The organism is Ruegeria sp., from assembly GCF_040830605.1.
GTDB lineage: Bacteria > Pseudomonadota > Alphaproteobacteria > Rhodobacterales > Rhodobacteraceae > Ruegeria.
Map to the genome: position 1 here is coordinate 473,768 of NZ_JBFOMD010000003.1, position 26,521 is coordinate 500,288.

Here is a 26,521-nt window from a genome sequence, read left to right on the forward strand (position 1 = left end):
CGGACGCGACCGCTGACGAAAAGAGGCCACCGATGACAACAACATCACATAACGCGCCGTTGGACTTCACACTTCCCAAGCTGCCCGAAGGCCTGAAATCGGCACTGCTTCCGGCTGCAATCGGCGCGGTTGTAGGAGCAGCCATCTGGTTCAAAGCGTCAGGATTGGCGCAAGACGCCAAGATCGTTCTCATAGTCACTGTTTTCGCCGTCGTGGGCTGGGTTGCCACGCGGCTACCCGACAGCTTGGTGGCGTTGACCGCTGCCTTGGCTCTTGTGGTGACCGGTGCCCAACCGCAAGAGGCGCTCACCAATACGCTCGGCGAAAAGATCGTCTGGCTTCTGCTCGCAGCTTTTGTCATTGCAGCAGTGGTCAAGGAGGCGGGTCTGGCAGAGCGTCTGGTCGCCCCCCTGACACACGGCGCTCCGCGTGTCCTGCCGTTCTTTCTAGCGACCGGGGCGGCCATCTCGGCTACAGCCTTCCTTTTGCCAAGCACTTCCGGGCGCGCGGCGCTGCTGCTGCCGGTTTTCGTGGGTCTGCTTGGATCGCTTCCGAACCCTCGCCTGACCAAACCACTGGCGCTATTGTTTCCCACAGCCATCTTGCTGTCGGCGGGCGGTTCGCTCATCGGCGCGGGTGCACATGTCGTCGCCGTTGAGGCCATTGGCGCCACCGGCGGCCCCCAGATCGGCTACCTGGAATGGTTGAAGATCGCCGCGCCTCTTGCGGCAGGCTCCGTCTTTCTGGCTACGATCCTAATTTTCGTGATCTTCATCCCGCAGCGCCTTTGGCTGGCGCATATCACGCCGTCCGAAAACCGTGGACGGTATTCAACCATCCAGCGGCGTATCCTCATTGTCCTCATCGCGCTCGTCGGATTGTGGATCGCGAAACCCCTTCACGGGCTTGACGAAGCAGTTGTCGCGATTGGCGGTGCTGTCTTGCTGCTGTTTCCTCCGTTTTGCGAGCGAAAGCCGAAGGAGGTCTTTCGATCGGTCGATGTCGAGCTAGTGCTCTATATGGCGGCCACGCTCATGCTGTCTGTCGCCGTCATCGACACAGGTGCAGACCGTTGGCTGGCAGCTGCCGCTTTGAAGCTGCTTCCAGCAGCGGTCGCAACGAACACCGGCACTGCCGTGGTTTTTCTGTCAATTGTTGCGGTGGCATCTCATCTCGCGATCACGTCACGCTCAGCCCGCGCTGCCATCCTGATCCCGGCCCTGGCGCTGCCGGTTGCCGGTTTCGGACATGACGCGACTCTCGCCATTTTGATTGCCGTCATGGGCACCGGGTTCTGCCAGACCATGATGGTCAGTGCAAAACCTGTCGCCATCTTCGGACTGAGGGAAGACGCCGGCTTTTCGCAGAAAGACCTGTTCAAATTGGCGCTCCCGCTTGCCCCGATCAAAATCGGGTTGATCTGCGTATTTGCGCTGTGGGTTTGGCCAAACCAGTTGGAGACGTTGTCTCCCGAGAACCGCGCGACGTCCTCTGCCACAACTGAAACGCGACCCCTGACGTTGGAGGAGCGTTCTGCAATCGCCGATGAGCACGATCAGCGCCCAGCATTGGTTTCGGTTTCCAGCCTGCGCCCGCAGGCCCGGCCCAAACAGACAGCAAATGCACCGGCCCGCCCCACCCTAGTACCGGTTCGCCGCGAAGCTTCGGCACCAACCCGATCAGAACCACCGCTTATCGCACGGGTGCGGAAAGATCTCCGTCAGGCCGGGACCGACATTCGCACCGCGGGCAAGCAGATCGAACGCGGCCTTTCCCGTCTCTTCCAATGACTGACGCTCACCAGACCCTCCCTACCAACCTGCAACCCTCAAGCAAAAAAGGATACTCGAACATGACCATGACTATTCTTGTCGCGCCGTCCGGTTTCAAGGAGTCACTCTGCGTCACCGACGTCACCAAATCCATCTCGGACGGGATCCTTCGCGCGATGCCGGACGCGGAAATACTGGAGGCCCCCATGGTCGATGGAGGCGAAGGCACCACCGAGGCCTTGGTACGTGCGACCGGCGGCACAATCATCCCAACTCGGGTCACCGGACCCGTCGGCGACCCCGTGGACAGCTTTTTTGGATTTCTCGGCGGGCCGGGCCCACGCACGGCTGTGATCGAGATGGCGGCAGCAGCGGGTTTGTCGCTGGTACCGCGCGACCAGCGCAATCCGATGCTGACCACCTCTTTCGGTGTGGGCGAGTTGATCCTGCATGCGCTCGATGCCGACGCGGAACAAATCCTTGTTGGCTGCGGTGATAGTGGCATCAACGATGGCGGAGCCGGCCTGGCACAAGCACTCGGGGCACGGCTTCTGGACGAAGAGGGAGCGGAGATTGGGCGCGGCGGGGCTGAACTGATGTGGCTCCACCGGATTGATCTGTCCACCTTGGACCCACGCCTCAAGACCGTCCAGATCGATGCCGCGGTGAACTGGCACAACATGTTGCTGGGCCCACGCGGTGTCGCCCGGGTGTTCGGTCCTCAGAAGGGTGCGACACCGGATCAGGTCGACTACCTTGACGCCGCTCTGCAACGTTGGGCCACGGCTATCCGGGCCGAAACCGGCTTTGATGTTGGCGAGGCGCAGGGTGCGGGCGCCTCGGGCGGATTGGGCGCGGGCCTGATTGCCTTTGCAGGTGCCACGCTTCATCCGAGGTTCGATATCGTGATGAACTACCTCGATTTCGACCGCCTCCTCGGGAAGGCCGATCTGGTTATCACCGCAGAAGGCAGCCTCGATGGTCAGAGCCCCTATGGCAAGGTGCCCTGCGAAGTGGCTCGCCGCGCAGCCGAGCGAGGTATTCCCACCGTCGCCCTTGCGGGAACGATAGGAAAAGGTGTCGATCAAACGTTTGATCACGGGATTTCCGCCTTTGCCTCAATCCTGAAGCGGCCGTGCACATTGGAAGATGCCATCCGCGACGGAGAACGCCTCCTCCGCCGCGCCGCAGAAGACGCGATGCGCATGTTGTCCGTCGGACTGCACATTTCGGAAAAGCAGAGCGCGGCATAACACAACCGCAACGCTGGCGATGGTGTTTTCACCAGCGTTGCGCCAAGCCGATCGCTGACAAATTGGACTGTCACACTTTCATGGTCAGGTTCTCTCATGCCAGTGAAGCCACGCTTCGCCCTCTGCTGCACTCGAACTCTCAGTGACCGGCGACACGTGACGATCTTCGCGTTTGTCGCTTTGTCTCCTACGCTATTTGGCCATCCACGGGCCGCACGGCATGTTCGATCCTCGGTCTCGGCTAGATCACGCCGAACGAGCGCTTGGATTTCAGAGCAAGAAAGACTCAGCCTGCATCCGGGCCACCACATGCCGGGGTTGAACCCTCAGAATCGGGGCGCTTCTTGCGCAGCTTGGCGTTATACGGGGCGTCGTAGATCTTTTTGTACGCCTTCCCGTTAAAGCCGTGTTTCTTGACGACGCCAATGAGGGTCTCACCCTTCTTGACGGTGTGGGACATAGTTGGAATGGCCATTTTATCTGTTCCTTGTTCAAAGATTGAGAACATGTGCCGGAATGCGGCGCGGCGGAAGGTGGGACCCGAGCCAGTCGCGGGGTCGATATCCCACTCCCGCAGCGAAAAATCCGAACCGGCTATATGACACCGTTGGGGTCATAGACGCCGTAAGGAACCGGCCCGGCGGAATACACACCGCCTGCCGGCTGCGGCACCGGCCCGCCACGGGCCGCCGGCAACAGTCCGACCCCCGTAAGGAGGAGTTCCACCGTGATAACGACCTTCAGGACGTCTTCAGCGAACTCGTAGATCGGATGCGGTTGGGGCACCGGAGGGGGCTTGTAGGTCTTGGTCGGATAGACCTTGATTTCAATCGAGATCCCGACCTTCCCCTCGATATCGACGCCGCCAACTTTGAAGGTGACGGGTTTGGGCGCAATCTCCACCTTGGCCGATGCGTCCTTGGTCAGCGACACCGCAGCGGTCCATTTCTTGCCCAGAAAATCGACCGCATAGCCGACGCCGGTGGGCTTGAACTTGTTCAGCGTCAGCTTGCCGGTCAGGCCCTTGGCCTTCTTGGTCATTTCGGCTTCGTGTGATTTCAGGTTGAAGCTGGATGAGATCGTTCCCGCCTTCTTGAGCGTGATCTCACCCTTGAACTCATACTTGACTTCAACCAGCAGCGGGATGCCGGGGAACATGTGATACGTGGTAACCGCCTTTGTCTTGTCGAAGTTATAGGCTATTTCGGGATAGAGAACCTTGGCCGGTTTGGTCTTGCCGCCGCTCTTGGGCTTGGCCTTGCCGGAATAGGTATCCTTGATCACCTCGATCATCGGCACGTCGATGACAGCCCCCTCGTGAAAGCAGAACTGATTGGCCTGAACCAGCACCTCCCAGTACATCTCATGGCCGTAGTACTTCTTTGCAATGGTCTGGAACGTGTCGGTCGCGGCCGCCGTGTGTTTGACGTTTCCGCGCCAGGTTGTGACGTATTCTGCGGTTGCATCGACCGACGCCTGCCACCCTTTCGATTTGGACTTAACAGAAACCGAACCTTCCAGGTCCATCCCGCTATAGGTTCGTGTCTTGGCCTTCAGGCGGGTATCCAGTTCCTTTTTGTAAAGGTTCAGAAGCTCTTTTGTGGGTTTTTTCGAGCTGTTGCACTCCTGGTTCAGGGCGTCAATTTTCTTCTTAACGTCCTTGCCGTTCAGCTCCTTGGTCAATGCTGTGGAAAGTTCCTTGGATAGAGTTTTCTCTTCCTTTTCCCACAGCTCTTTCATGTGGTTCTTAATCACCATTGGAACACCCGTTCTTAAAACTCACTCACTCTCCCTCGAAAATATGAGGGGCCGCGCACGCGTAGCGCATGCGTCAGACAGCGGCCTAATGGTGCCGCTTACGTGACAAACAGGATAATCCTGCCGGGCCAAACTGGTCCTGAGCAGGTTCTGAGCATTTCATGACGAATTCATGCCAGGTTGGCCAATTTCCGCGCTGCTCGGTCCAATCTGGGCTTGAAAAACACATCCCCGGTCGCCTCCGCCCAGGATGTCGCGGTGTCGAGTGCATCCTGCGCAGCCTGCGCGTCACCCTTGCAAAGCAACGCCTCGGCCAGCAACCCGTACCAGTTAGCGAGTTGAATGCGCGCGCCGGTGTCCTCGAACACCTCGATCCCCTGCCGCAGCCGCGCAAGCCCGTTATCTGTTTCGCCCAGATGCGCCTCGGCCCACCCTTCCGCAACAAGAGAGGTTCCGAGCCAAAACGGGAAACCGCCCCTCTCGCTGGTTTCCCGTCCGGTTCGGGCCATCGTCAGGCATTCTTCGATATCGCCCTCGCTCACGTAAACCATTGCACTGAGTGCGTAAAACAGCGATAGGCTGAATGGCTGCACCAGTTCATGCGCGATGACGCCTGCCTTCTTCGAAAACTGCCGGGCCTGCTTTGACTGCCCCATGAGGCTCGCGGTCCACGCCGCGTAAGAATGGCAGGCTACAGCGGGAACCTGTGAGGCAACGTTGACCTGCTTCAACTGATCATAGATCGAGCAGGCGCGTTGCAGGTTTGTCTGCGCTTCGGTGAGGTTGCCTGCATGAAACAGGATCTCTCCCATGCAGGCAAGCGCGCGCAGTTGCAGGGTCGGGTCATCCTGTGCCTTGGCGAGGTCCAAAAGCTCGCTGGCTTGGCGATGGGCCTGTGACAGGTTTCCACGCACCCAGTTGTAGTTCCAGAGGCCCACGAGCATCCGGAACTCCGAGCGCGGCGTCGACGCCTTGCGACTCAGATCACGTGCCTTTTGATATGCTGCACCAACGTCTTCGGAACCATACCCTCTGGCAGCCGCCAGCGCAGGCGCCAGCGTTAGTTGTAGTTCCATCTGCTTTCGAACGCTTTCGACATCGTCCGCCTCGGGCTCAAGCAGCCTCAGACCGCTTTGGGCAAAGTCGATGGCTTCTCGGCTTGCCGATCTCTGATGCGCCAAGCGGGCCGCCCGCGTCCAGTGATCCACGGCCAGCGCGGTTTCTCCGGCCTCCTGAAAGTGCCACGCCAGCCGCTCTGGGTGCAGGTCGGTTTCGGTCTGGCGGATGATGAGGGCAATCTTGCGGTGCAGTGACACACGCTCATTCATGGCCAGCATCTCGTAGGCTGCTTCCTGCAAGAGTATGTGCCGGAAACGCAGCGCCTGCTGGCCCAGCAAGCTGTCCTCGACAAGAACCCCCGCACCCAGCAGTTCGGCCTGCGCCGCCTCAAAACGGGTATCCGTCCAGCCCAACAGTTGCGACACCAGTGAGACTGGCGTGACAGGTCCGACCACGGCAGCAGCTTGCAACAAACTGCGCGCATCGGTGTCCAGACTATCAAAGCGCGCGGCGATGACAGCCTGAACGGTATCGGGCAAGCCTCCGTCTGGGGCCGAGCCAACCTCGACCGCCATCGAAAGCTCTTCCAGAAAGAACGGGTTGCCCGCCGCGCGGGAGGCAAGCCGCAGAATATCGGCCTCGCTCAACCCGCCAAGCTCGGGTTTCGATTTGACCAGATCGATGCAATCCTCCTGATCCAGCGGCGCCAGTTGTAGAACGGTCAGGGGCAGCCATTCCGCAAACCCTATCTCTTGCGCGGGCCGAGTGGTTAGCAGGATGAAAACCGGCATCTTTTCGAGATGCTGCAGAATATAGGTCAGACACTCGCGTGAGGTCGCATCCATCCAATGGATGTCTTCGACAGATATAACCAGGACCCCCCGATCGGCCTGACTGGCGATCAAATCCTGAATGATTGCAAATGTGCGTTGGCGGCGCATGTGAGGAGACAGCTCACTCAGCTGAGCGCGATCTGTTTGGTTCGGATCCAGCAGATCCGTCAGCAGCGCCTGATCCAGCGGGTCAGTGGGGGTCAGTTTGCACCCGCCTTCGCCGCAAATTTCCTGACAAAGCTGGCTGAACACTGCCAGTGGCGTACTGCGTGCCAAAGGCATGCAGTCCAGCCGTAGGACTCGCAGGCCGGGGTGCTCAAGACGGTTCAAGCATTCTTTCAGAAGTCGGGATTTTCCGATGCCCGCCTGACCCGACAAGACGACGGCCTGACCCTGCCCCCGGGTGACCCGTTCGTAGTTGCCTTGTAAGAGCGTCAATTCCGCCTGACGCCCGAGAAAGGCCCGAAATCCCGTGGCCCTGCTTCGATCCTTCTCGATCTTGGCCGAAAAGATCACCTGTCCTGCCTCAGCCTCACCAGCAAGGAAGAGCGCCGTTTTCAGAACGGCTGACGGCAAGGCGCGGAACGGCGCCTCGTCCTCGCCCGTTACGATCGGAAAACGGCCCCAGTCAATTCCAAATCCCAGCGTCGTTCCGGCCGAGGCCAGATCCAGCGCGTCAGCCTCTTGTTTCAACGCCTCGGCGCACAGCGCCGCCCGGTGCCGCCCGTTCTCGACCCCGCGCGCCGCGCCGAAAACAGCAGTAAACCCGTCAGGCATGGTGTGCAAAAGAACGCCGTCATGGGCTTCTATGACCTGCCGCGCCTGCTGGAGAAATTCCATTTCCGGGTCCTCCCCGGACTCGGCATCGGTCTCAACCTGCTCGGAAGACTTGAAACGGCACGCAAGAACGGCGGCCAACCGGCGCTCTTCAAAGTCGCCGGTCGCGGGCTCGGTCGGCGCAGGCGCGGTGGCTGCCGATTTTTCTTCAGCCCCATCCAGCGCGGCTTCTTCGGTCATCACATCTACTGCAATGCGAAAGCCCTGCCCGTGATATGTCCGGATCAGCCTTTGGTCCCGCCCATTGTCACCAATCGCCTGACGCACCAAGCGGATCGTCGTCTGCAGCACGCTTTCCGAAACACTTGACGCCCAGAACGCATCCAAAAGCTCGGCCTTGGAAACCATCCGGTGACTGTTGGAAACCAAATGGAGCAAGACCGAAAACGTCTTGGGCGCGAGTTGCACCCTTTGCGAACCAAAGTGAAGCTCGCGACGCTCCGCATCCAGGCGGTAACGATCGAAATAATAGCGCATGGGCTTTATCCAGTTGTCCCAGGCAACTGATCAATTGCGGAGTTATTGAACGCATGCTTGGCATACCAGTTCAAGTATGCCGTTCCTGCCTTGAACCCGATTTATGGCGGGAAACCGCCATGTGCGGTTTAGACGAAAACCCGACCCAGCGCTGCGTAGAGGATCAGGGTTCCAGCAGTCTCAGTACCTCGCCGCGTTCTGACAACACCAGCAGCAGGGCAATATCGCCCGGCGCAACCTGTTCCAGAATCTGCGCGGCTGCCCGGGATGGCGAGGCGGCGCGTTGTATCTGATCCGCGCTGAACCCGTTCGCCGCTGCCGCCTGTTCGATCAGGGCGGGAATCTCCCCCAATTCACGCCCGCGCAGATACCCCTCCAACTCGGCCGCAACGATCACATCCGGTTTGAAGTTCAGCGCGGTCGCGGTGACATCGCTGATGTCCTGATCCGACCGGTCACCCGCATGGCTCAGCATGATGAAACGGCGCTTGGCGGGCAGCGCCGACAGAGCCTCACAAACGGCGCGAATGGAATGCGGGTTATGGGCGAAGTCGACGAATACCCGCGCGCCGTTATAGGCAAACTCATTACACCGGCCCGGATTGTCTGTTGCGTCGGGTTTGAAATAGGCAAGCCCGGCCCGGATGGCCTCAAAAGAAATACCTATAGCGCGGGCGAGGCACAGCACGGCCAACGCATTGAGGATATTGTAGCGCGCGACACCACCCATGGTCAGGGGCACCTTGCCCACAGCCAGAACCTCCTGTTCCTCCGTGCCGTCGAAGAAGAAGATGCTGTCACCGTGCAGATAGGCGCAGCAGTCCCCGCGTTCGCGGGCGCCAGTGATCTTCTCGTTTTGCGCATCCAAAGAGAACCACCAGATATTGGCCCGCGTGGTTTCCGCCTCGGCCCGGACAAAGTCGTCATCCGCGTTGAGCGCAAGGATACCGTCTTTGGCCAACGTCCGGTGCACGGCGAACTTTGCCTGCGCCAGTTCCGGCACCGTATTGACGCCATACTGACCCAGATGATCGTTCGCGACATTTGTGACCACCGCCGCAGTCGCCGCCTTCGTGGGCAGGCCCCGACGCAGGATACCTCCGCGCGCCACCTCCAGACAGGCAATCTCAAGCCGCTGGTCGCGCAACAGCATCCGCGCCCCGCCCGGCCCGGAATAGTCGCCCCGATCCAGAATATCGTCACCCACCCGAACAAATTCGGTCGATGTCAGCCCGGCGACCTTGCCAGAGGCCCGTGCAATCGCCTCAAGCAGACGGGTCGTCGTGGTTTTGCCGTTGGTGCCGGTGATGAAAGCGACGGGAATGTTGTGCAATGCGTCCCAGTCCACCTCCTCCGGGGCAGGCAGCGCGTCAAAGGGCCAGGTCCGGCTGCCCGTGCCATGGCCGATCGAAATCTCATCATCATCGCAGAGGATATCGACGCCCCGCTCTGCGGCTACCTTGATCAGCGCCATGAGCGGCGGGTTGGCCTCCTCGGCCATCACGCCCTTCACATCCGCGATCATCCGCTCGAAATCGCCCGGTTCCGCGCCCAAAAGCTCTGCCGCGCAGAAATGCCACGCCGTCTGGGCCGCGAATATGGCCGAATAGAGCTGATCCATCGGCGCCGAGATCGCCAGATTCACGCCACCGCTGAACACCCGATGCGTAAGGTCCTCATCCTGCCAGCCAAGCGCATCCAGCACCCGGCGGGCGTGATGCTCCCACAATCTGGTGACGCGGCTGGCAGGGATATCGTCAAAGAAGACATCCATCACCGCGCCGGGACGATCCCACAGCAACCCCGGCCCGGTCAGCCTGCGGGCATCGTCCACACGGATGTGGTCGGCCTGCGCGCAATGAATGGTCAGCGCGGTTTCAAGCTCTTCGATCCTGTCCATCCCGGCCTCTCAGTCGGCGTCTTCGCTGATGTTGCGGGCCAGACGCACTCCACGCTCGTCCCGGATCAGGGCCTGATCGCTGTGAAACAGGTCTTCGACCTCGCCCGCGGCGGATGTGGTCGGCGCCGGCGCGACCGCCTCGGGTTTCTCACCGGAGTTAAAATAGATGATCTGTTTCCAGCACCGGGCCGTGTCATCGCCGAAGATCACCAAAAGGTCGCCCGGCGCCGCCATGGCCAGCCCTGCCTCGATCGCGTCTACCTCGCTGGGGATGATGCTGATGGCGTCGTCGGCAACGCCACCCGCGATCAGACCGGCCCGCAGCATCTGCGGGATCTCATCATGGCCACGACCACGCCGGTTGTCATCTGCCTTACAGATGAAGTGGTCAAAATGACCGGCCAATGCGGCAGCGGCATCCGCCACATCCTCGTCACGGCGGTCGCCGGGCATCGAGGCAACGCAAAGCCGGCTGCCCTTTACATCCATACGGTCGGACATGGTGCTCATCGCCGACAGGGCAGCGGGGTTGTGGGCGTAGTCGAGGATCACCTTGAAGGGATGCTCGTCAAAGACATTCATTCGCCCCGGCGCCTGGAAATAGCTGGTGTCGAAGGTGCGCAGCCCGTGGCGGATGTTGTCGAGATCGACGCCGAAGCAATAGGCCATTGCAACGGCGAACATCGCGTTCTGCACGTTGAAGATCGCCTTGCCCTCAAGCGTTGCGGGGATCAGATGCGACCAGAGCACCGGAATGTGCAGACCGTTGTCGTAGATGGTCAGCATGTCACCATTCATGCCGTGTTCCAGCACAATGGCCTTGCCGCCGGACTTGATATGTTCCTTGACCAGACCGTTGCCCGGGTTCGTGGTGACATAAAAGATCGTGTCGGCCCCGACGTAATCGGCCATCTTCAGACAGTTGATGTCATCGGCGTTCAGAACGGCCGTGTCGGTGGCGCTTTCCACCACAACCCGCTTGACCACGGCCAGTTCCTCAACCGTGTTGATGCCGCCAAGGCCCAGATGGTCGGCGGAGACATTCAGGCACGCCGCCACGTTGGACCGCTGATAGCCAAGCCCTGAGCGCACAAGCCCGCCACGCGCGGTCTCCATCACCGCGAAATCCACCATTGGGTCACGCAGGACGATCTGCGCCGATTTCGGACCAGTCATATCGCCCTTCACGCTCAGCTTGCCATCCACATAAACGCCATCGGTCGAGGTCAGGCCCACAATCTTGCCGCTGGCCTTCATGATATGCGCCAGCATTCGAGAGGTGGTGGTTTTGCCATTCGTGCCGGTAATGGCGGCAATCGGGATGCGGGTTTCCTCACCGGAGGGGAACAGCATGTCCATCACCTTACCGGACACATCGCGCGGCTGCCCCTCGGACGGGGCCACATGCATCCGGAAACCGGGGGCCGCATTCACCTCGACGATGGCGCCGCCGATGTCTTTGTAGGATTTGGTGATGTCGTCGATCAGGAAATCGACGCCGCCCACATCCAGCCCCACCGCCATGATCGCGCGCTCGGCCATGTCACGGTTGTCGGGATGAATCACATCCGTCAGGTCAATCGCGGTGCCGCCCGTGGACAGGTTCGCGGTCGACCGCAGATAGAAAACCTCTCCCTCCGGCAACACGGTTTCTTCCGTGTGGCCGGCGCCTTCCATCAGACGTTTCGCCTGATTGTCGATCTCGAGCATCGTCAGCACTTTTTCATGCCCGATGCCGCGGCGGGGATCTTCGTTCACGATATCGACGAGTTCGGCGATTGTGTGCTTGCCGTCGCCAACCACATGGCCTGGGACACGCTTGGCCACCGCAACCAGTTTGTTGTCCACCACCAGCATCCGGTGATCGAAGCCAGTTATGAAACTCTCGACCAGTATCGCGCGGCTTCTGGAATGCTCCTTGGCTTCGGCAAAACCGGCCTCGACCTCGTCATCGGTGTTGAGATTTATCGAAACTCCGCGCCCGTGATTGGCATCCAGCGGCTTGACCACCACTGGATGGCCGACGCGCTGCGCCGCCCGCACGGCCTCGCGCGCGTTGTAGACCATACGCTGCTGCGGAACCGGCAACCCAAGATCGCTCAGCAGATTGTGGGTGTCTTCCTTGTCGCAGGAGATCTCGACCGCAATATGCTTGGTTTCCGAGGTGATCGTCGCCTGAATTCGCTTTTGATACTTGCCGTGCCCGAACTGCACCAGCGATCCCTCGTTGAGCCGAATCCAGGGGATGTCGCGTTCCTGGGCCGCCTTGACCAGCGAGCCGGTGGATGGGCCAAACTCTTTCCGCTGCGCGCGCAGAACGAAACTGCGCAGTTCCTCGTCCCAGTCAAACTCCGGGTCAAACGAGTAATCGACCTGCTCGCGCAAAGTCTCGGGCAGCAGATGCATCAAGAGCCGCATCGCCAGCTTGCCCGCCGCCAGACCGACATCACGCTGACGATATTCATAGACCATGTTGTACTGGCCGTGTTCGCCGGTGCCTCTGGTTCGCCCAAAGGTCACGTCCGTGCCCGCAACATTCTGTACCTCAATGGCGCAATGCTCCAGCACATGCCCCAGCCAGGTGCCTTCATCCTCTCGCAGGCGCCGAATGAAGCCGCCCGGCTCGCGGTACGAACATCCGTGTTCCGCAAGACCCGGCAGAGCCGCAACCAACCCATCGACAAACTCGGTGCCGATCTTGGCCGAGGGCCAATCCTCCAAAACTCCCAGATCAATGACGTGTCGGATTACCGGAAAACTTGCCCAGACGTTCGGACCGACGAAGACATTGGTTGAGAGTATTTTCATGAGGCTCCCCGTTTTTTTGTTTTGTGTCTTCCCGTTAGGCCGAGCTTTTCCCACCCGGATTCGGAAGAGTGCAGAACGCCATATGCTCGTCCGGCGGATAAGCCATGCGCGCAGTCAGATCATAACGGCAGCCTTCGCCGAGAACGTCAAGTCGAAGACCCAGAAGGCTCAGCGCCTCACCCGCGCGCGCATCCCACATCGACGAATGCGTCAGCTGGCTGGCATCCACAATCGTGACAGTGCCGCTGCCCACGACCTCAAGAACGTTGTCTGGCCCGATGAACGCGGCGGTATCCTCATCAATCCCCAACCCGATCAGAAATGGGTTGAAAGATGAAGCCGTTAGCAGCCGCCCCAGCCGGTTTCGCTGGGTAAAATGCTGGTCGATGATGACCGCGTTGGTCAGACCCATACCCGGCGCCAGTGTGATGTTGCCCTCGGCAGGGGCCGCGTTGGAACTGCCACCGGCGACCATATGCTCGGACATGATCGAGGCACCAGCCGAGGTGCCCGCAACAGGGATGCCCGCCGCGTTCCGGCGACGGATTTTCTGCGCCACAAGTGTGCCGCCCAGAATCGCCGACAGCCGCAGCTGATTGCCACCGGTCATGAAAATGCCCGTCGCCCGGTCCAGCATTCCGGCGAATTCCGGGTTGTCACAATCGGCCCGGCGCGAGATCGGCAGAAACTCGACCTCGCCCGCCCCAAGTTCCGAGAAGATGCGATTGTAGTCGGGGCCCGTTTCTTCCAGCATCGAGGCGGTCGGGATCACCACGATATCGGCGTCAGGCCCGCCGGACAGCTCCACGAATTTGCGGTGGATCTGCATTTCCTTCACACGGTCCTCACCGCCGCCGATCGGAATGATGAAACCTCGGGGTGTGTTTTCTTCAGCAGGTGCAGGGCACATCTTGTTTTAACCTTTTCTTCACGGGTCTGCGGGGTTCAAGGCCCGATTGTCCGACCTTATTCATATGTTCCGCGCCGCACTACCTGACCGTCGCGGATATGCCATGCCCCTCGCGCCATGACATGGCGTATCGCGAAATCCTCACCGAGAACCAGCAGGTCGGCATCCATGCCCTCGGCCAAACGCCCCTTGCGGTGCAGTTTCAGAAGATCGGCAACATTCGACGTGAACGGCATGAGCGCCTCGACAAGCGGCACCCCCGCACCCACCAGACTGGCTAATGTTTCGGGCAGTGTATCGCACAAGCCCACGCCAAATCGGGTCAGATTGCCGTCGTGGTCAAAGGCGGGCAGACAACCACCGCCATCTGAACTGATGGTAAAACGACCGGCCCGCCCCCCGGCGTCGCGGAATTGCAGATAGGCGTCGGCAGCGGATATCCCGGGCTCCACATGACCGGCGGGAAAAGCCGTCGCATCGACGAAACAGCCATGCCGCGCCAATGCCACCGCCTCGTGAAACAGGGCCTTGTTGCGATTGATATGGGTGGGATTGAACACCCGCGCGGGGATCTCGCTTGTGGCAATGGCTTGCTCCAACAACGACAGGCCCCGTTTGCCGTCGCCCATGTGGCAATGCACGATCCCCGCCTTGCCGGTCATTAGCCCTGCGACATGCGCCTCGCTTGCGATCCGCAGGAACTCGTCCAATGTTGGCTGGCTCGAGCGGTGATCGCTGATCGCCAGTTCCCCGACACCGATCACCGGATCGAGGAACACGATGTCCCCCCGCGCCGATCCGGTCAGCGTCGTCAACGGCACGTGATAGCCGCCGGTATGGCACCAGGCCGACAGCCCCTCTTCACGCAAACCATAGGCCTGCGTGACCAGGGTTTGCGTATTCCGAGTAAGATCATCGGTGCCCAAGACACCAACGACCGACGTCACCCCTGCCCGGGTGAAAGCGGAAAGCACCATTGGCGGCACCCGGCTGGCCGGACCGGTTTCGCCACCACCACCCGTCAGGTGTGCGTGCGCGTCGATCAGTCCCGGCACCACTGCGGCGCCCTGAACGTCAATGACCTCTGCCTGCAACGGCGAAGCCACCTCGGGCAATTCCGCGCCGAGGTAGACAATGCGCTCGCCAGCAATCACCACATGCCCGATCCCGATGGGATCAGGTGCGTGAATGTCGGCATTCTGGATCACTGTCAGCATGGATCGGGGTCTTTCGATAGAAACCAAAAGGCTCATATTCAAGCGGGCATGAAGGTTCAAACCAAAAGTCACGCTTGTTGTTTTGGGAGCATTGCTGTTTTTGAGAAAGGCCCGTCGGGTTCGACCTGCTACAGCACACATGATTTCCACGGACAAACCTGGAAAATCGGACCCGTTCCACCGGCGTTATCTAGGTCGACGGCATTTACCTGCGCGCGCGCAGGTTGCACGAGAGACGGCATTCAGCGCACGTATCCGACTTGCACTATGGGCAGTAACCCTAAGTGTTGATGGCGTGTTTTAGGTCCAGTCAGGCGATGCTTTCCGCTATAGCATTTCGGTTTCGCCTTAAGCCGCTATCTGACTGTCAATCTCACTGAGGACCGAGTTCAGCGGCTGCGAGATTTGTAGCGAGGCTCCGAACGGGTTGTTCTCTATCAGGCGGATGAATTCGTTGCCCGCCAGATGGGTTTTGAGTTGCTCGATGCAGCGTTTGATATCGCCCTCAGCCGCCTGCCTGGCTTCGGCAGTCGAAGCGTTCCAGGTTTCCACAGCTCCGAACAACTCGGCATCAGCACCACTCAGAACGCCACCCGCGCCGCCAAAGATCTTTTGATACCCGTCCGAGGCGATCTTACGCACGCGCGCGTCGGAGTGTTTCGACAGAGCGGCCAGAAGCTGAGCATAGCTGGTGTCAATATCCGAACGCAGCTTGAGCAGTTTTTTGACCGAGGCACTGACAGCTTTTCCATTGGTTCCGGATCGCTTCGCACCGGGTTGCTGTTTGAGGGCCGCTGCCAACCGTGCCATCCCGGCACGCACCTTGTCCGCCTCACCTGCGTCCAGCAGTTTTTCGATCGCCTCCAGCGCCGATGACAGTGCCTTTTCACGCTCCGGGCTCTGTTCAATCACAAGCTTTGTTTGACGGCTCACGACTGCGAATTTCTGCTTCAGATCCTCCAGCCCGTCGGCAGACGGCAAGGAGTCATCCGGCACATCTGCTTTCGCTTCGACCCCCGGTGTCCCTCCGGTCGAGGTCGCCTCGGCCTCATCCTCATCATCCGCGATCACCACCGTGCCGTCCGCATCGAGAATCTGAATCTTGTGCTTGAGCTTGAGCTCGATGAGGAACTTCTTCAGCCCCTTGACCAGCGGCCTGGCAGGAACCTCTTCACAGCTCAGGCTGAGCATCTTGCCCGATACGTTGGCCACCCCGCAGATGGTTTTGTTGTTGCCTGATGCCTTCTTCACGTTCTGCCGCAGCTTGTTCAGCGGCAGTTTGCGATCCATCTGGCAAGCGCCGTCATTCTTGCCCGAGCCAGGGGCAAAGGCGAAATTCAGCGGCTGTTTCTTGGCAAGCGTCAGCTTTTTCCCGAGATCCTCGATCTTGGCTTCATCCATCGTTATGTCTCCGTTTCAACAAGGGCCGCGTGTCAGGCAGTCAGGCCAAAGGCCCGGAGGTCTTGTGTGACCTCGCGCAGGATCAGGGTCGCCTGCGCCTCCAGCGCATCGGCGATGGCCATCATTTCGTGGTGAGGGGCACCGGCCACCCATTTCTGGTCATCAGGGTTGTCCGGTTCGGATGTTTTGGGGCGATAAGCCTTCAACCCGTCGATCAATGCCTCAAGCTGGGTCTTCACTTCGCGCACCAAGTCGGCGACCCCATCCGGTTTCGAGCCGGTCAGGTCATCTCGCACCGCCGGATAGTTGAACGGATCGCCTTTGCACAGCTGGTGCAGTGCCTTGATTGGGGCATCAATAGCCGGTGTCAGGCAGCTGTTCTCAGCGAGACGCGGATATGCGGACCGAAATTGACCCATGTGTTCTGCCCTCGGGTTTCTGTGGTCAGCGCACAGCGCGCCAACGGTGAGCACATGCGCGAATGGCAATACCAGGCGCGTTCTTCACCGGTAGCGCTAAAGCTGGTGCCGGGCACCGCATGGCCAAAGAAATCATGCACGGCGCGGAACATGTCGTTAACCAACAGATCATAGCCGCCCAGTTGCTCACCGGTGGGTTGGCCCATCCAGTTCCCGGTGACATCCGCATCTCCAGACCCAAAGGCGTCTTCGGTCGTGGTCAGGAAATAAAGATGGTTGTACTTTGCGACATCCTCACGCATGGCGGCACTGTTCTCATAGGGCTCACCTGCGCCAAAATAAGGCTCAATCCGAACCTGCAGCGTTTCGGTGACAAAAAGATACTGGCAGTGCATCTCGCCCATCAACTGCATGTAGCTGGCGCGGACCACCGGATTTTCCGGGTCATGCTGCCCGGCTTCATAGGCCTGCGCGATAGGCATTCCGATTTCGGGTGACATGTGAACTTGCGAGACATGTTCAGGCGCCGGTTTCGCGACCCGGCCATCCACAGTCATCCAATTCGAAACAAGCGCCGTCAGGTTTGCGTCCGCAAATTGGCGCAAAAAGGAAACAGGGTTATCGAGCATGTTTGCGGCTCCTTTGGAGGGTTGATCTGTTGACAGAAAAACACTCGAGAAAGGCGCCTATTCGCTGCGATGACCTGACAGTTCGGTGAACGGGCCGTGTGCAATCATGGCCTTGCGCGGGCAAGGTACACCACCATGTAGTTTGCTTGCGGCCCGCCTAAATCCGCTGCGTCGAGGCAATGGCGCATTGGTGCGGCAGGTATTTTGGCAGTCTTCCGGAGTTGTTGGGGCGTGACTATGAAACGGGGACAACTACGTGTTTCGCAAGGCCTATAGAAACCAAACAGATTCAGGTGCAAGCCTGCGGCAGATACTCGGTTCAGGCCTCAATCTCGGACCTGTGGGCAAAAGCCTCGCGCGTCTCCCGTGCGCGATCAGCGTGCCAGGCAACGATATCGGGTTGTGTCTCAGGGTGCTTGATCAGGGTCTCGTGTATGGTCCGGTGAATGCTCTGACGGACAGAAATTGGCAAGCTTTCATAAGCTGCCTCACGCAGCAATGCGTGTTTGAAGCAATAAGTTTGTGGACCCAGTCCCGAGCGCCGGAAAATCAGCCCCGCCGCCATTATTGCGTCCAGTACGTCTTCAACTGTCCCGTAGAGATCGTTGCAAACACGGCTTAAAAGATCTGCCGAAAACCTCCGACCAAAACACGATGCGCGATAGGCAAAATGCCGGAATACACCAAGTTCATTCAAGCGAGCAGTTAATGCATCCTTGAGGGTGCTTGGGACCCAGGCCCGGTCGGGCGAGTTCTGAATGATCGAGCGCACCAACTCCTCTACAAACAGCGGAACTCCGTCCGAGCGATCACAAACCGCATCAATCATGTCGGCGGATAACTCAGTTGGCCGGGACAGTTCATTCACAAGATCGGTCACTTGCCAACGTGTCAGCCGGGACAGCGATAATACGGTCGGATCAAAACCATTGAACGCCGAGTGATCGAACTCCGGTCGTCCTGTCAGCACCAGCATTATGGATCGCTCCGCGATAGCGCCGGCCAATTGAAAGAGCCTTTCGGTTATTGCATCCGCCCATTGCATGTCTTCGACCATCGCGAGCAGCGGACCAGACGCAGCCCGGGCTTCAAGATAGTTCCCCAGCGCCTGGAGAATATCCGTGCCTTCGAGGAAATCGCCTCGCGACAGATCGCGATCGGCGAGTCCGATGCATCGCTCAATCGCGTGGCGGTCTTCAGGCGATGTAACACCAACCGTCTTCAAGTATCGCCCAAGCCCTGAAGACATGGCGCGCGGGGGATGAAGACATTGGGTATTAGTAGGAGGCCAAGGAATGAACTGGCTTGATGCATTGAACAAGTTTTTCAAGGTCAAAGACGTTTATGATAAAATCGGCGACGTAAAGAAGGTTCACGATTACGGTAAAAAAATCAGCAAAAAGAAATCTCTCAGCTGGGACGATCTGAAGTATTTCAAGAATGACCACATGGAAGTTACGCTGAAGAACGCGAAGAAAGCGGTCAAAGCTGCCGACGCGGCCCTGAAAATCAGGGTGGTTTGGCCAGACCCCGGCACACAGGGCAGATACTCGGCAGCGATCAAAGTCGTCGACAAACATGGCCATAAAAGCACGCAGGCCAAAGCGGTTCTGGAAGCCTATCGTAAAGATTTGGTAGATTACGATAAAAAGCTAATAATGCTCGTGGGGGATCTCGAAAAAAGACAAAAGCAGATCGTTGAAAGATTGAAAACCGCAAAAGCCTTGCAGGAATACGGGCGAGTTTTGCACGACGCCTTCATGACCTGCGCCAAGATTCCAAATCCGACGGGTACCGCACAGAATGCAACCTTCTTTTCGTTGGCACAGGACGCCCAGCATTTTGCCGGCCATATAGGCTCACTTGCGAGCCGGCTTGAAAAACTCAGGAAAAAGAACGCAGGCGCGATGTCAGAAGGCAAACAGCTGATTTCGGAAAACAAGCCGTGGATCATCTGGGCAAAAAAAGACGCGACCAAAGAGAAAGACACTTTGAAGAAAAATGCGAAGGCAAAAAAGCCAAAGAAGTAGGAAGATCAGAGATCAATCACCCATTCGGCTTGGCAGTGTTAGATTACCGTCTCGCCTGAGAACCCCCATCTCAAACGATGGCTGATGGATGAGGTTCCCCTGCCCCGGAGACGCTTTCCTGCTGTCTCCGTGATATGCACGCGAAGGGCTACGCGGGTGCAGGCGTTCGGTCATGCCTAACGGCTTGGTCTCGCAAGCGCGCCCACGAGATGCCTAAAACCGGTTCAGTTGTGCCAGTGTTTGGATTTTTGTAAGCTGAATGCCACAAGACTTGCAGGGGCAACCCGAAATTGGCGCGCACTTCTTCTGACAGACCGCAAATGAGTGAACCGCGCTTTCGCTCGGACGCCGGTTCCGAGTTGGATTTTGAGCATATCGTCCGGGATAATATTGCCTGGATGCTTGCGGTTGCTCAGCGGATTCTAAATGACCGAGCAATAGCGGAAGATGCGGTGCAGCTGGCGTTCACAAAGATCCACCGAAGTCTGGATGGATTCGAAGGCAGATCGAGCCTCAAGACATGGATGCACCGGTTTGTCGTCAACGAAGCGCTGATGCTGTTACGAAAACAAAAGCGCAAGAATGAACAGCCGATCGATCCGCTGCTGCCCATATTCGATGACAACGGATGTCGCGTTGACGATCCGTTAATCGTGTCGGAAACGTCCGAAGACCAGCTGCAATCGCGTCAGGTGCGTGACCTCCTGAACGAAAAAATCGATGCGCTGCCAGATCAATACCGCATCGTTCTTGTGCTTCGGGACATCGAAGGGATGTCAACCAGCGAAGTGGCAGAAGCTCTTGATCTCAGTGAGGCGAACGTGAAGGTACGGCTGCACCGCGCAAGGGCTGCTCTGAAAAAACTCCTGGAACCAATGATGCGGGGAGGTGCGTTGTGAACAAATCACCACGATCACTGAAACGCCGGATGCACGGCGTGATGTTCAGGTTTCCGGGCATGATAACCTGCAACGAGTTCGAGGATTTCATTCTCGCCTATCTCGAGGATGAGTTGCCACCGGTCAAGAAGCGCGTGTTTGAGCTGCATCTGCGGGTGTGCCGGTCCTGCAGGCTCTACCTGGCCGCCTATGAGCGCACTCTCGCCGCGACGAAAGCGTCGCGCGAAGACTACAACGAACTCGAAGCCTCGGTCCCGGAGGACCTGATTGCCGCGATACTGGCGGCCAACAAGGGTTGAGCCGTTTTCCATTGGCATTGACGTGCCTGCGACACGCAGCGCCGTCACACGGTCCGTAGATGGCAGGTCCCTGCCCTTTTGAACCGAGGCGGCACATGGCAACCCGGATCATTCCGGAGCCAATGGTAGTTCAATCCATCGGGCACTGACAAAAGGACGGTCAACTGATTGAACTGCTCGGGTTCTGCAACCGGAGTAACGGGGATTTTTGCTTTGGCTCAGAAAATCTCGGGCTAGGCTGTAACGGATCGCCACTTGGCAACATCAAAGATAGAACCAGATGCCTGATCCAACAATCCGGCGCCTGGAAAATGGGAGGCAGGATTTGTCTGGACTGATCATCGTCAGCTGTGTCACGGCGGCCTACTGTCTGATGGCCGTCCGCCTGTCGCGCACTATCGTGACCGCGCCGATGCTGTTTCTGGCGCTGGGTGTGGGGCTTTCGGAAACCGGGCTCTTGCCAGCGGAGGGGATTGAGGAGCTTCTGCATCCTATTGCCGAGGTTGCCCTGATCGTTCTGCTGTTTCTCGATGCGGCCCAAACCGATCTCGGCCTGCTGAAGAAAAGGCACATCTGGCCACAGCGGATGCTGCTGTTGGGGCTTCCGCTGGCAATTCTGCTTGGCGCTTTGGCGGCTTGGGCAATCGTCCCGGGATGGTCGCTTTTGATGGCGGCGCTTGCGGCGGCGATTTTGTCACCGACCGACGCTGCGCTGGGACAACCCGTGGTCACCAACCCGGATGTTCCCCTGCGTCCGCGCCGGGCGCTGATCGTCGAAAGTGGGCTGAATGACGGGCTTGCCCTTCCCGCGATCCTGTTATTGGCCGCAGTGGTCGCGCATGACATGACCCACAGCTCGACGGATTGGCTGCTGTTCGGAGCAAAACAGGTCGTGTTGGGCCCTCTCGCCGGCGCGACCGTGGGCCTTGTCGGAGGCTGGGCGCTTTTGCAGGCCAAAAGCCTGTCCTCGACCTCGGAAGCTTACGAGGGGATCGCTGCGATTGCGATGGCTGGCGGGGCTTACCTTCTGGCCGGGCTTGTGGGCGGAAACGGATTTATCTCGGCTTTTGCCGCCGGGCTGTGCTTTGGAAATGTCGTCAAGGGCCGGTGCAAATTCGTCTATGAGTTCACCGAAGGCGACGGGCAAATTCTGGCCTGGGCCGCGTTTTTGCTGATTGGCGCCGGGCTCGTGCCCGAGGCGGTGGCGCATTTGACCTGGCCCATGCTGGTCTTGATTCTTGCCAGCCTGTTTGTTGTGCGGCCACTGGCAATCTGGGTGTCGCTGATCGGCACCGACGCCTCGGCGCTGACGCGGGTGTTCTTCGGATGGTTCGGACCCAGGGGGCTGGCAACCGCGCTGTTTGCGTTGCTGGTTCTGGAAACGCTGCCGCATGGGTTCCAGGACGAGGTTCTGCATCTGGCAATCAACGCGGTTTGGATCAGTGCGGTTCTGCACGGAATTACGGCAGCTCCCGCTGCGCGCTGGTACGGCAAGATGATCGCCGGTCGCGGGGCCTGTCCGGAAACCGAGCAAGTCGACGCGGCAGAAGCACCACTCACTCACAACACTTAAATACCACTCACTCACCAATGCCACTCACTCACAAAACCCCAATCCACATTGCGAAGACAGGGAGAGATCAATGAACAAGTTATCCGTCGCCAAACTGGACGATCTGCCAGATCGCAAGCCGAAATATGCGCTGGTCGGCGAGGTCGATCTGGTTGTCGTGCGGTTTGATGACGATGTATCGGTGTTCTACGGGCGCTGCCTGCATCGTGGGGCGCTCATGGCCGACGGCTTCGTGCGCGGCAACAACCTGATGTGTGGTGTGCATTACTGGGATTACCGTCTGGACAGCGGCGTCTCGGAATATGCCAATGACGAGGCGCTGCCAAAGTTTCGGTCGTGGACCGAGGATGGCGCGGTCTGGGTGGATGCGGATGAGATCAACGCCTGGGCGCTGGAAAACCCGCAGCCGTTCAAGCGAGATCAGTATCTTGGGCTTTACGCCGATACCAGCCATGGCACCGAGGAAGAGCCCTATAACGGGCTGATCCAGCGCTATGCCAAACAGGGGCTCACCAAGACCGGCCATCACGGTGCCGTGGAATCCATGGGTGTGCCGCGCACGCAACTGCCCGACTGGGACGACATCCAGATCCTGACGGCACAGTTGCACAAAGCCCCGTTGCTGGATGACGATCCAGTCGGCACCGATGTGGTGATCGGCCCCAACGCGCAAAAACCCCTGAAGCTGAAGATCCCGCTTTTCGTCTCGGACATGAGCTTTGGTGCGCTGTCGGAAACCGCCAAGGTGTCTCTTGCGATGGGGGCTGAGATGGCGGGCACCGGGATCTGTTCCGGAGAAGGCGGCATGTTGCCTGACGAGCGGGCCGCCAACAGCCAGTATTTCTATGAACTCGCTTCGGCCCGGTTCGGGTTTTCGTGGGACAAGCTGGCAAATGTGCAGGCGTTTCATTTCAAGGGCGGTCAGGGCGCCAAGACCGGAACCGGCGGCCATCTGCCGGGCAACAAGGTGAAGGGAAAAATCGCCGATGTCCGCGGTCTTGAGCCCGGTCAGAGCGCGATTTCACCCCCACGCTTCCCCGAGTGGACGGAACCGGTCCAGATCAAGGAGTTCGCCGACGAGGTCCGTGACCGGACCAGTGGCATTCCCATCGGCTACAAGCTGTCTGCTCAGCACATCGAAAAGGATATCGACGCGGCCTTGGATGTAGGTGTCGACTACATCATCCTTGACGGGCGCGGCGGCGGAACCGGGGCGGCGCCGATCATCTTCCGCGACAATATCTCGGTGCCGACCATTCCGGCCCTGGCGCGGGCACGGGCGCATCTTGACCGGCTCGACCGCCAGGACGTGACGCTTGTGATCACGGGGGGGTTGCGCAAGCCGGCGGATTTCATCAAGGCCATGGCGCTGGGTGCAGATGCCATTGCCGTGTCCAATGCGGCCATGCAGGCCATCGGCTGCATCGCCATGCGCGCCTGTCACACCAACAACTGCCCCGTGGGCATCGCCACCCAGAAACCACATCTTGTCAGCCGGCTAGTGGCGGAGAAGTCGGCAAAGCAGCTGGCGAACTTTTTCGAGGCCTCAGTCGAGTTGATGCAGGTGATGGCCCGCGCCTGCGGGCACGATCATTTGTCGGGTTTCAACGCCGGCGACCTGACTACATGGAAGCGGGACATGGCCGAGCTGTCGGGTGTGGCCTATGGCGGTCTTGCATAAGGGAGCATTCAGATGAGCGATCAGGATATTGACTGGATATCGGTGGGTCACATCGATGACCTGCCCGAAGGACGGGTGAAAACCGTCACCGCGCGCACGACATCGATCTGCCTTGTTCATTTCGAGGGCCAGTGGACCGCGATGGACAACCGCTGCCCGCACCAGAACGGACCCTTGGGGGAAGGGTCAATCGAAAAGGGTGTCGATGGCAAGTGCTGGCTGCGCTGTCCGTGGCATGGCTGGGATTTCGACCCCCTGACCGGCGCCCCGCCCGGCGGTCACGAAGACACCGGACAGAAGATGTTCCCGGTCGAGGTTCGAAACCGCGAGATTTTTGTCGGGCTGGAGCTCGAGCCGCCGCATGAGCGGACGGTGACCGATGTCATGGTCGAAACGCTGACGAATTGGGGGCTGCAGTCGGTTTTCGGCATGGTCGGGCATTCCAACCTCGGTCTGTCGGATGCGATCCGGCTTGCCGTTGCGGATGGCAGGCTGCGCTACTACGGCATTCGCCACGAGGGCGCCGCCGCCTTTGCCGCATCGGCCTATGGCAAGCTGGCCGGCAAACCTGCGGCCTGTCTGACGATTGCCGGACCGGGGGCCACCAACCTGATCACCGGCATGTGGGATGCCAAGGTGGATCGCGCCCCGGTGCTGGCGCTGACCGGGCAGGTCCAGACCCAGGTCATGGGCCCCGGCGCGTTTCAGGACATCGACCTGCGGTCTGCCTTTCAGGCGGTTGCCCGGTTCTCGCAACCGGTTCTGGGCAGCTCCAATCACGCCGAACTGGCCTCACTTGCCTGCAAGAATGCGATTGTCGAACAGGATGTCGCGCATCTGATCTTTCCCGACGACGTGCAAACCAAGCCGTCGGACCAGCCCGCCGCCCAGCCTGCGGGCCGGTTGACCCACGCTGCCATTTCTCCAGACCCTCAAGACCTGAAAATGGCGGCTCAGATGATCGAAAAAGCCCGCCGTCCGATCATCATCGTGGGTCACGGGGCCTTTGACGTGCGCGACAAGGTGGCAGAACTGGCAGAGCGGCTGGGCGCGCCGGTTCTGACCACCTTCAAGGCTAAGGGGCTGGTTCCGGACGACCACCCCAATGCCGCAGGCGTTCTGGGCCGGTCCGGCACGCCGATTGCAAGCTGGTTCATGAATGAGGCGGATCTGATCATCGCACTTGGAACCAGTTTTTCCAACCACACCGGCATCGAGCCATCGAAGCGGATCATTCAGGTGGATTACGACCGGATGCAACTGGGTAAGTTTCACTCGGTGTCTTTGCCGGTCTGGGGCGATGTGGGCGCGTTCTGCGAGGCGATCCAGGGCCTGGCCCCGCGCAACCCCGAGGCGCCGGACCAGATCAGCGAACTGGCGGAGCGCTGGCGCATTTGGCGGACTGAAAAGAAAAGCAGGCTGGCCGAGATGCAGGAGGGCGGCGGGCTGCACTCATTTGCCATCTTCGATGTACTCTCGATCCTTGCACCTAAGGACGCGATCTTTGCCGTCGATGTCGGCAACAACACCTACTCTTTCGGGCGCTACCTTGAGACCAAGGGCACGCAGCGGGTGCTGATGTCGGGGTATCTGGGCTCGATCGGGTTCGGGTTCCCGGCGGCGATGGGGGCCTGGGCTGCAACTAAGGATCTTGAGGCGCTCAAGGGTCGCAAAGTGATTTCAGTGTCGGGCGACGGCGGCTTTGGCCAATACCCGATGGATTTCACCACAGCGGTCAAGTACGGCATGGATATCACCCATATCCTTTTGCACAATGGTGAGCTGGGCAAAATCTCGAAAGAGCAGCGCGCCGGTGAATGGCCCGTCTGGGAGACCAATCTGGTGAACCCGTCCTTCGCGGCCTTTGCCCGCCTGTGTGGCGGTCACGGCGAAAAGATCACCAACGCCGAAGATATCGAGGCCGCAATCGGCGCGGCCCTTAATATCGAGGGGCCAGCTCTGGTCGAATTCATGACCGATGCCGAACTGGTCTGACGGCAGGGCTCTTCGCTCGATGAGTATCCGGCGAAGGGCCCCTGAGACCCGAACACTTCATTGCAAATCCACATCTGGGAAACCACCATGATCGCCGCGCTGACTTTGCTATTGCTGCTGGCCCTATCGATGTCCGTCGTGCGGATCGGCAGCACGGCCCTTCGGCTGACGGGCATGGAGCCCAACGCGGCTCGGTTTCAGGCGCTCTCCGCCTTTTCGGGAACTGGCTTCACGACCTCGGAATCAGAGGATCTGATGCGCCACCCCATGCGCCGCAAGATCCTAGTGTTGCTGATGATTATAGGAAGCCTCGGCGTTGTTACGGTTCTGTCCACCGTGGTTCTGGGCCTGCTGCGCACGGATGACGGGTCGGAGTTTCCGACGATCGTCTACATGGCTTTGGCCGTCATGCTGATTTGCTTCCTTGCGGTCAGCAAACGGCTTGATCAAACCATGTGTGCCCTCGTTGAACGGGTCCTTTTGCTGTTTGGATGGGACCACGAGGCCGGTCCTGTCCTGATCGCCGAATTACCCAACGGAGACCAGCTGGTCGAGCAACGCTTTTCCGGTTCCGCTGTGGTCTCGCACAACACCGTCAGAGCCGCTCTGCCGGATCTGACGGTCCTGCGGGTGAACGGTGCCGCGCCGACCAGACAGACTGTCATTCACCCCGGCGACGTTCTGCTGTGTTTCGCGCCTCGTTCGCTCCTAACGGATCTGGCCGATAAGATGCGCAATCTTTAACGCGCAGACCATGCGATAAACTTAAGC

At 59.4% G+C, this 26,521-nt stretch carries 20 protein-coding genes; 9 read left to right on the forward strand and 11 right to left on the reverse strand.

Annotated elements, in window-relative coordinates:
• The first annotated feature begins 32 nt into the window (after window positions 1–32).
• Window positions 33–1,790, forward strand: a complete 1,758-nt coding sequence (locus tag AB3N21_RS06235; protein WP_367934397.1) for an SLC13 family permease — start codon at window positions 33–35, stop codon at window positions 1,788–1,790.
• A gap of 62 nt (window positions 1,791–1,852) precedes the next feature.
• Window positions 1,853–3,025 (forward strand): glycerate kinase, encoded by a 1,173-nt coding sequence (locus tag AB3N21_RS06240; protein WP_367934398.1) that lies wholly within the window; start codon window positions 1,853–1,855, stop codon window positions 3,023–3,025.
• Between the two features lie 286 nt (window positions 3,026–3,311).
• Here AB3N21_RS06240 and AB3N21_RS06245 read toward each other — a convergent pair whose 3' ends face one another.
• From AB3N21_RS06245 to AB3N21_RS06295, 11 genes are all read right to left on the reverse strand, one after another.
• Window positions 3,312–3,485, reverse strand: a complete 174-nt coding sequence (locus tag AB3N21_RS06245; RefSeq protein WP_367934399.1) for a hypothetical protein — start codon at window positions 3,483–3,485, stop codon at window positions 3,312–3,314.
• A gap of 134 nt (window positions 3,486–3,619) precedes the next feature.
• Window positions 3,620–4,783, reverse strand: coding sequence for a hypothetical protein (locus tag AB3N21_RS06250; RefSeq protein ID WP_367934400.1), 1,164 nt, complete (start codon window positions 4,781–4,783; stop codon window positions 3,620–3,622).
• Between the two features lie 170 nt (window positions 4,784–4,953).
• Window positions 4,954–7,989: an AAA family ATPase gene (locus AB3N21_RS06255; protein WP_367934401.1), complete on the reverse strand. Its 3,036-nt coding sequence runs from the start codon at window positions 7,987–7,989 to the stop codon at window positions 4,954–4,956.
• 163 nt (window positions 7,990–8,152) lie between these two features.
• Entirely contained in the window at window positions 8,153–9,889 is a 1,737-nt protein-coding gene (locus AB3N21_RS06260; RefSeq protein WP_367934402.1) for a Mur ligase family protein, read from the reverse strand.
• A 9-nt stretch (window positions 9,890–9,898) separates the two neighbouring features.
• Entirely contained in the window at window positions 9,899–12,697 is a 2,799-nt protein-coding gene (cphA, locus tag AB3N21_RS06265) for a cyanophycin synthetase (RefSeq protein WP_367934403.1), read from the reverse strand.
• A gap of 34 nt (window positions 12,698–12,731) precedes the next feature.
• Window positions 12,732–13,607 carry a cyanophycinase gene (locus tag AB3N21_RS06270; protein ID WP_367934404.1) on the reverse strand — a complete coding sequence of 292 codons (876 nt, stop codon included), beginning with the start codon at window positions 13,605–13,607 and terminating at the stop codon, window positions 12,732–12,734.
• 56 nt (window positions 13,608–13,663) lie between these two features.
• On the reverse strand, window positions 13,664–14,824 hold the full coding sequence (gene iadA, locus AB3N21_RS06275) for a beta-aspartyl-peptidase (RefSeq protein ID WP_367934405.1): 1,161 nt from the start codon (window positions 14,822–14,824) through the stop codon (window positions 13,664–13,666).
• Between the two features lie 348 nt (window positions 14,825–15,172).
• The gene (locus tag AB3N21_RS06280; RefSeq protein WP_367934406.1) at window positions 15,173–16,225 is read right to left on the reverse strand and encodes a hypothetical protein; all 1,053 of its coding nucleotides are present in this window, start codon (window positions 16,223–16,225) and stop codon (window positions 15,173–15,175) included.
• Window positions 16,226–16,257: 32 nt separating this feature from the next.
• On the reverse strand, window positions 16,258–16,521 hold the full coding sequence (locus AB3N21_RS06285) for a hypothetical protein (protein WP_367934407.1): 264 nt from the start codon (window positions 16,519–16,521) through the stop codon (window positions 16,258–16,260).
• A 71-nt stretch (window positions 16,522–16,592) separates the two neighbouring features.
• Window positions 16,593–17,126 carry a hypothetical protein gene (locus AB3N21_RS06290; protein ID WP_367934408.1) on the reverse strand — a complete coding sequence of 178 codons (534 nt, stop codon included), beginning with the start codon at window positions 17,124–17,126 and terminating at the stop codon, window positions 16,593–16,595.
• A gap of 466 nt (window positions 17,127–17,592) precedes the next feature.
• On the reverse strand, window positions 17,593–18,498 hold the full coding sequence (locus AB3N21_RS06295; RefSeq protein ID WP_367934409.1) for a hypothetical protein: 906 nt from the start codon (window positions 18,496–18,498) through the stop codon (window positions 17,593–17,595).
• Between the two features lie 70 nt (window positions 18,499–18,568).
• Between AB3N21_RS06295 and AB3N21_RS06300 the strand changes: the two genes are divergently transcribed.
• From AB3N21_RS06300 to AB3N21_RS06330, 7 genes are all read left to right on the forward strand, one after another.
• On the forward strand, window positions 18,569–19,303 hold the full coding sequence (locus AB3N21_RS06300; RefSeq protein ID WP_367934410.1) for a hypothetical protein: 735 nt from the start codon (window positions 18,569–18,571) through the stop codon (window positions 19,301–19,303).
• Window positions 19,304–19,623: 320 nt separating this feature from the next.
• A complete protein-coding gene (locus AB3N21_RS06305) occupies window positions 19,624–20,202 on the forward strand; it encodes a sigma-70 family RNA polymerase sigma factor (protein WP_367934411.1) in 579 nt (192 codons plus the stop codon).
• Window positions 20,199–20,501 carry an anti-sigma factor gene (locus AB3N21_RS06310; protein ID WP_367934412.1) on the forward strand — a complete coding sequence of 101 codons (303 nt, stop codon included), beginning with the start codon at window positions 20,199–20,201 and terminating at the stop codon, window positions 20,499–20,501. Before AB3N21_RS06305 ends, AB3N21_RS06310 begins: the two co-directional genes overlap by 4 nt.
• 325 nt (window positions 20,502–20,826) lie before the next feature.
• Window positions 20,827–22,074, forward strand: coding sequence for a cation:proton antiporter (locus AB3N21_RS06315; protein WP_367934413.1), 1,248 nt, complete (start codon window positions 20,827–20,829; stop codon window positions 22,072–22,074).
• A gap of 70 nt (window positions 22,075–22,144) precedes the next feature.
• Window positions 22,145–23,755 (forward strand): glutamate synthase-related protein, encoded by a 1,611-nt coding sequence (locus AB3N21_RS06320; protein WP_367934414.1) that lies wholly within the window; start codon window positions 22,145–22,147, stop codon window positions 23,753–23,755.
• A gap of 12 nt (window positions 23,756–23,767) precedes the next feature.
• Window positions 23,768–25,750, forward strand: a complete 1,983-nt coding sequence (locus tag AB3N21_RS06325) for a thiamine pyrophosphate-binding protein (RefSeq protein ID WP_367934415.1) — start codon at window positions 23,768–23,770, stop codon at window positions 25,748–25,750.
• Between the two features lie 87 nt (window positions 25,751–25,837).
• Complete coding sequence (locus AB3N21_RS06330) at window positions 25,838–26,494, forward strand: hypothetical protein (RefSeq protein WP_367934416.1); 657 nt, start codon at window positions 25,838–25,840, stop codon at window positions 26,492–26,494.
• Window positions 26,495–26,521: the final 27 nt, after the last annotated feature.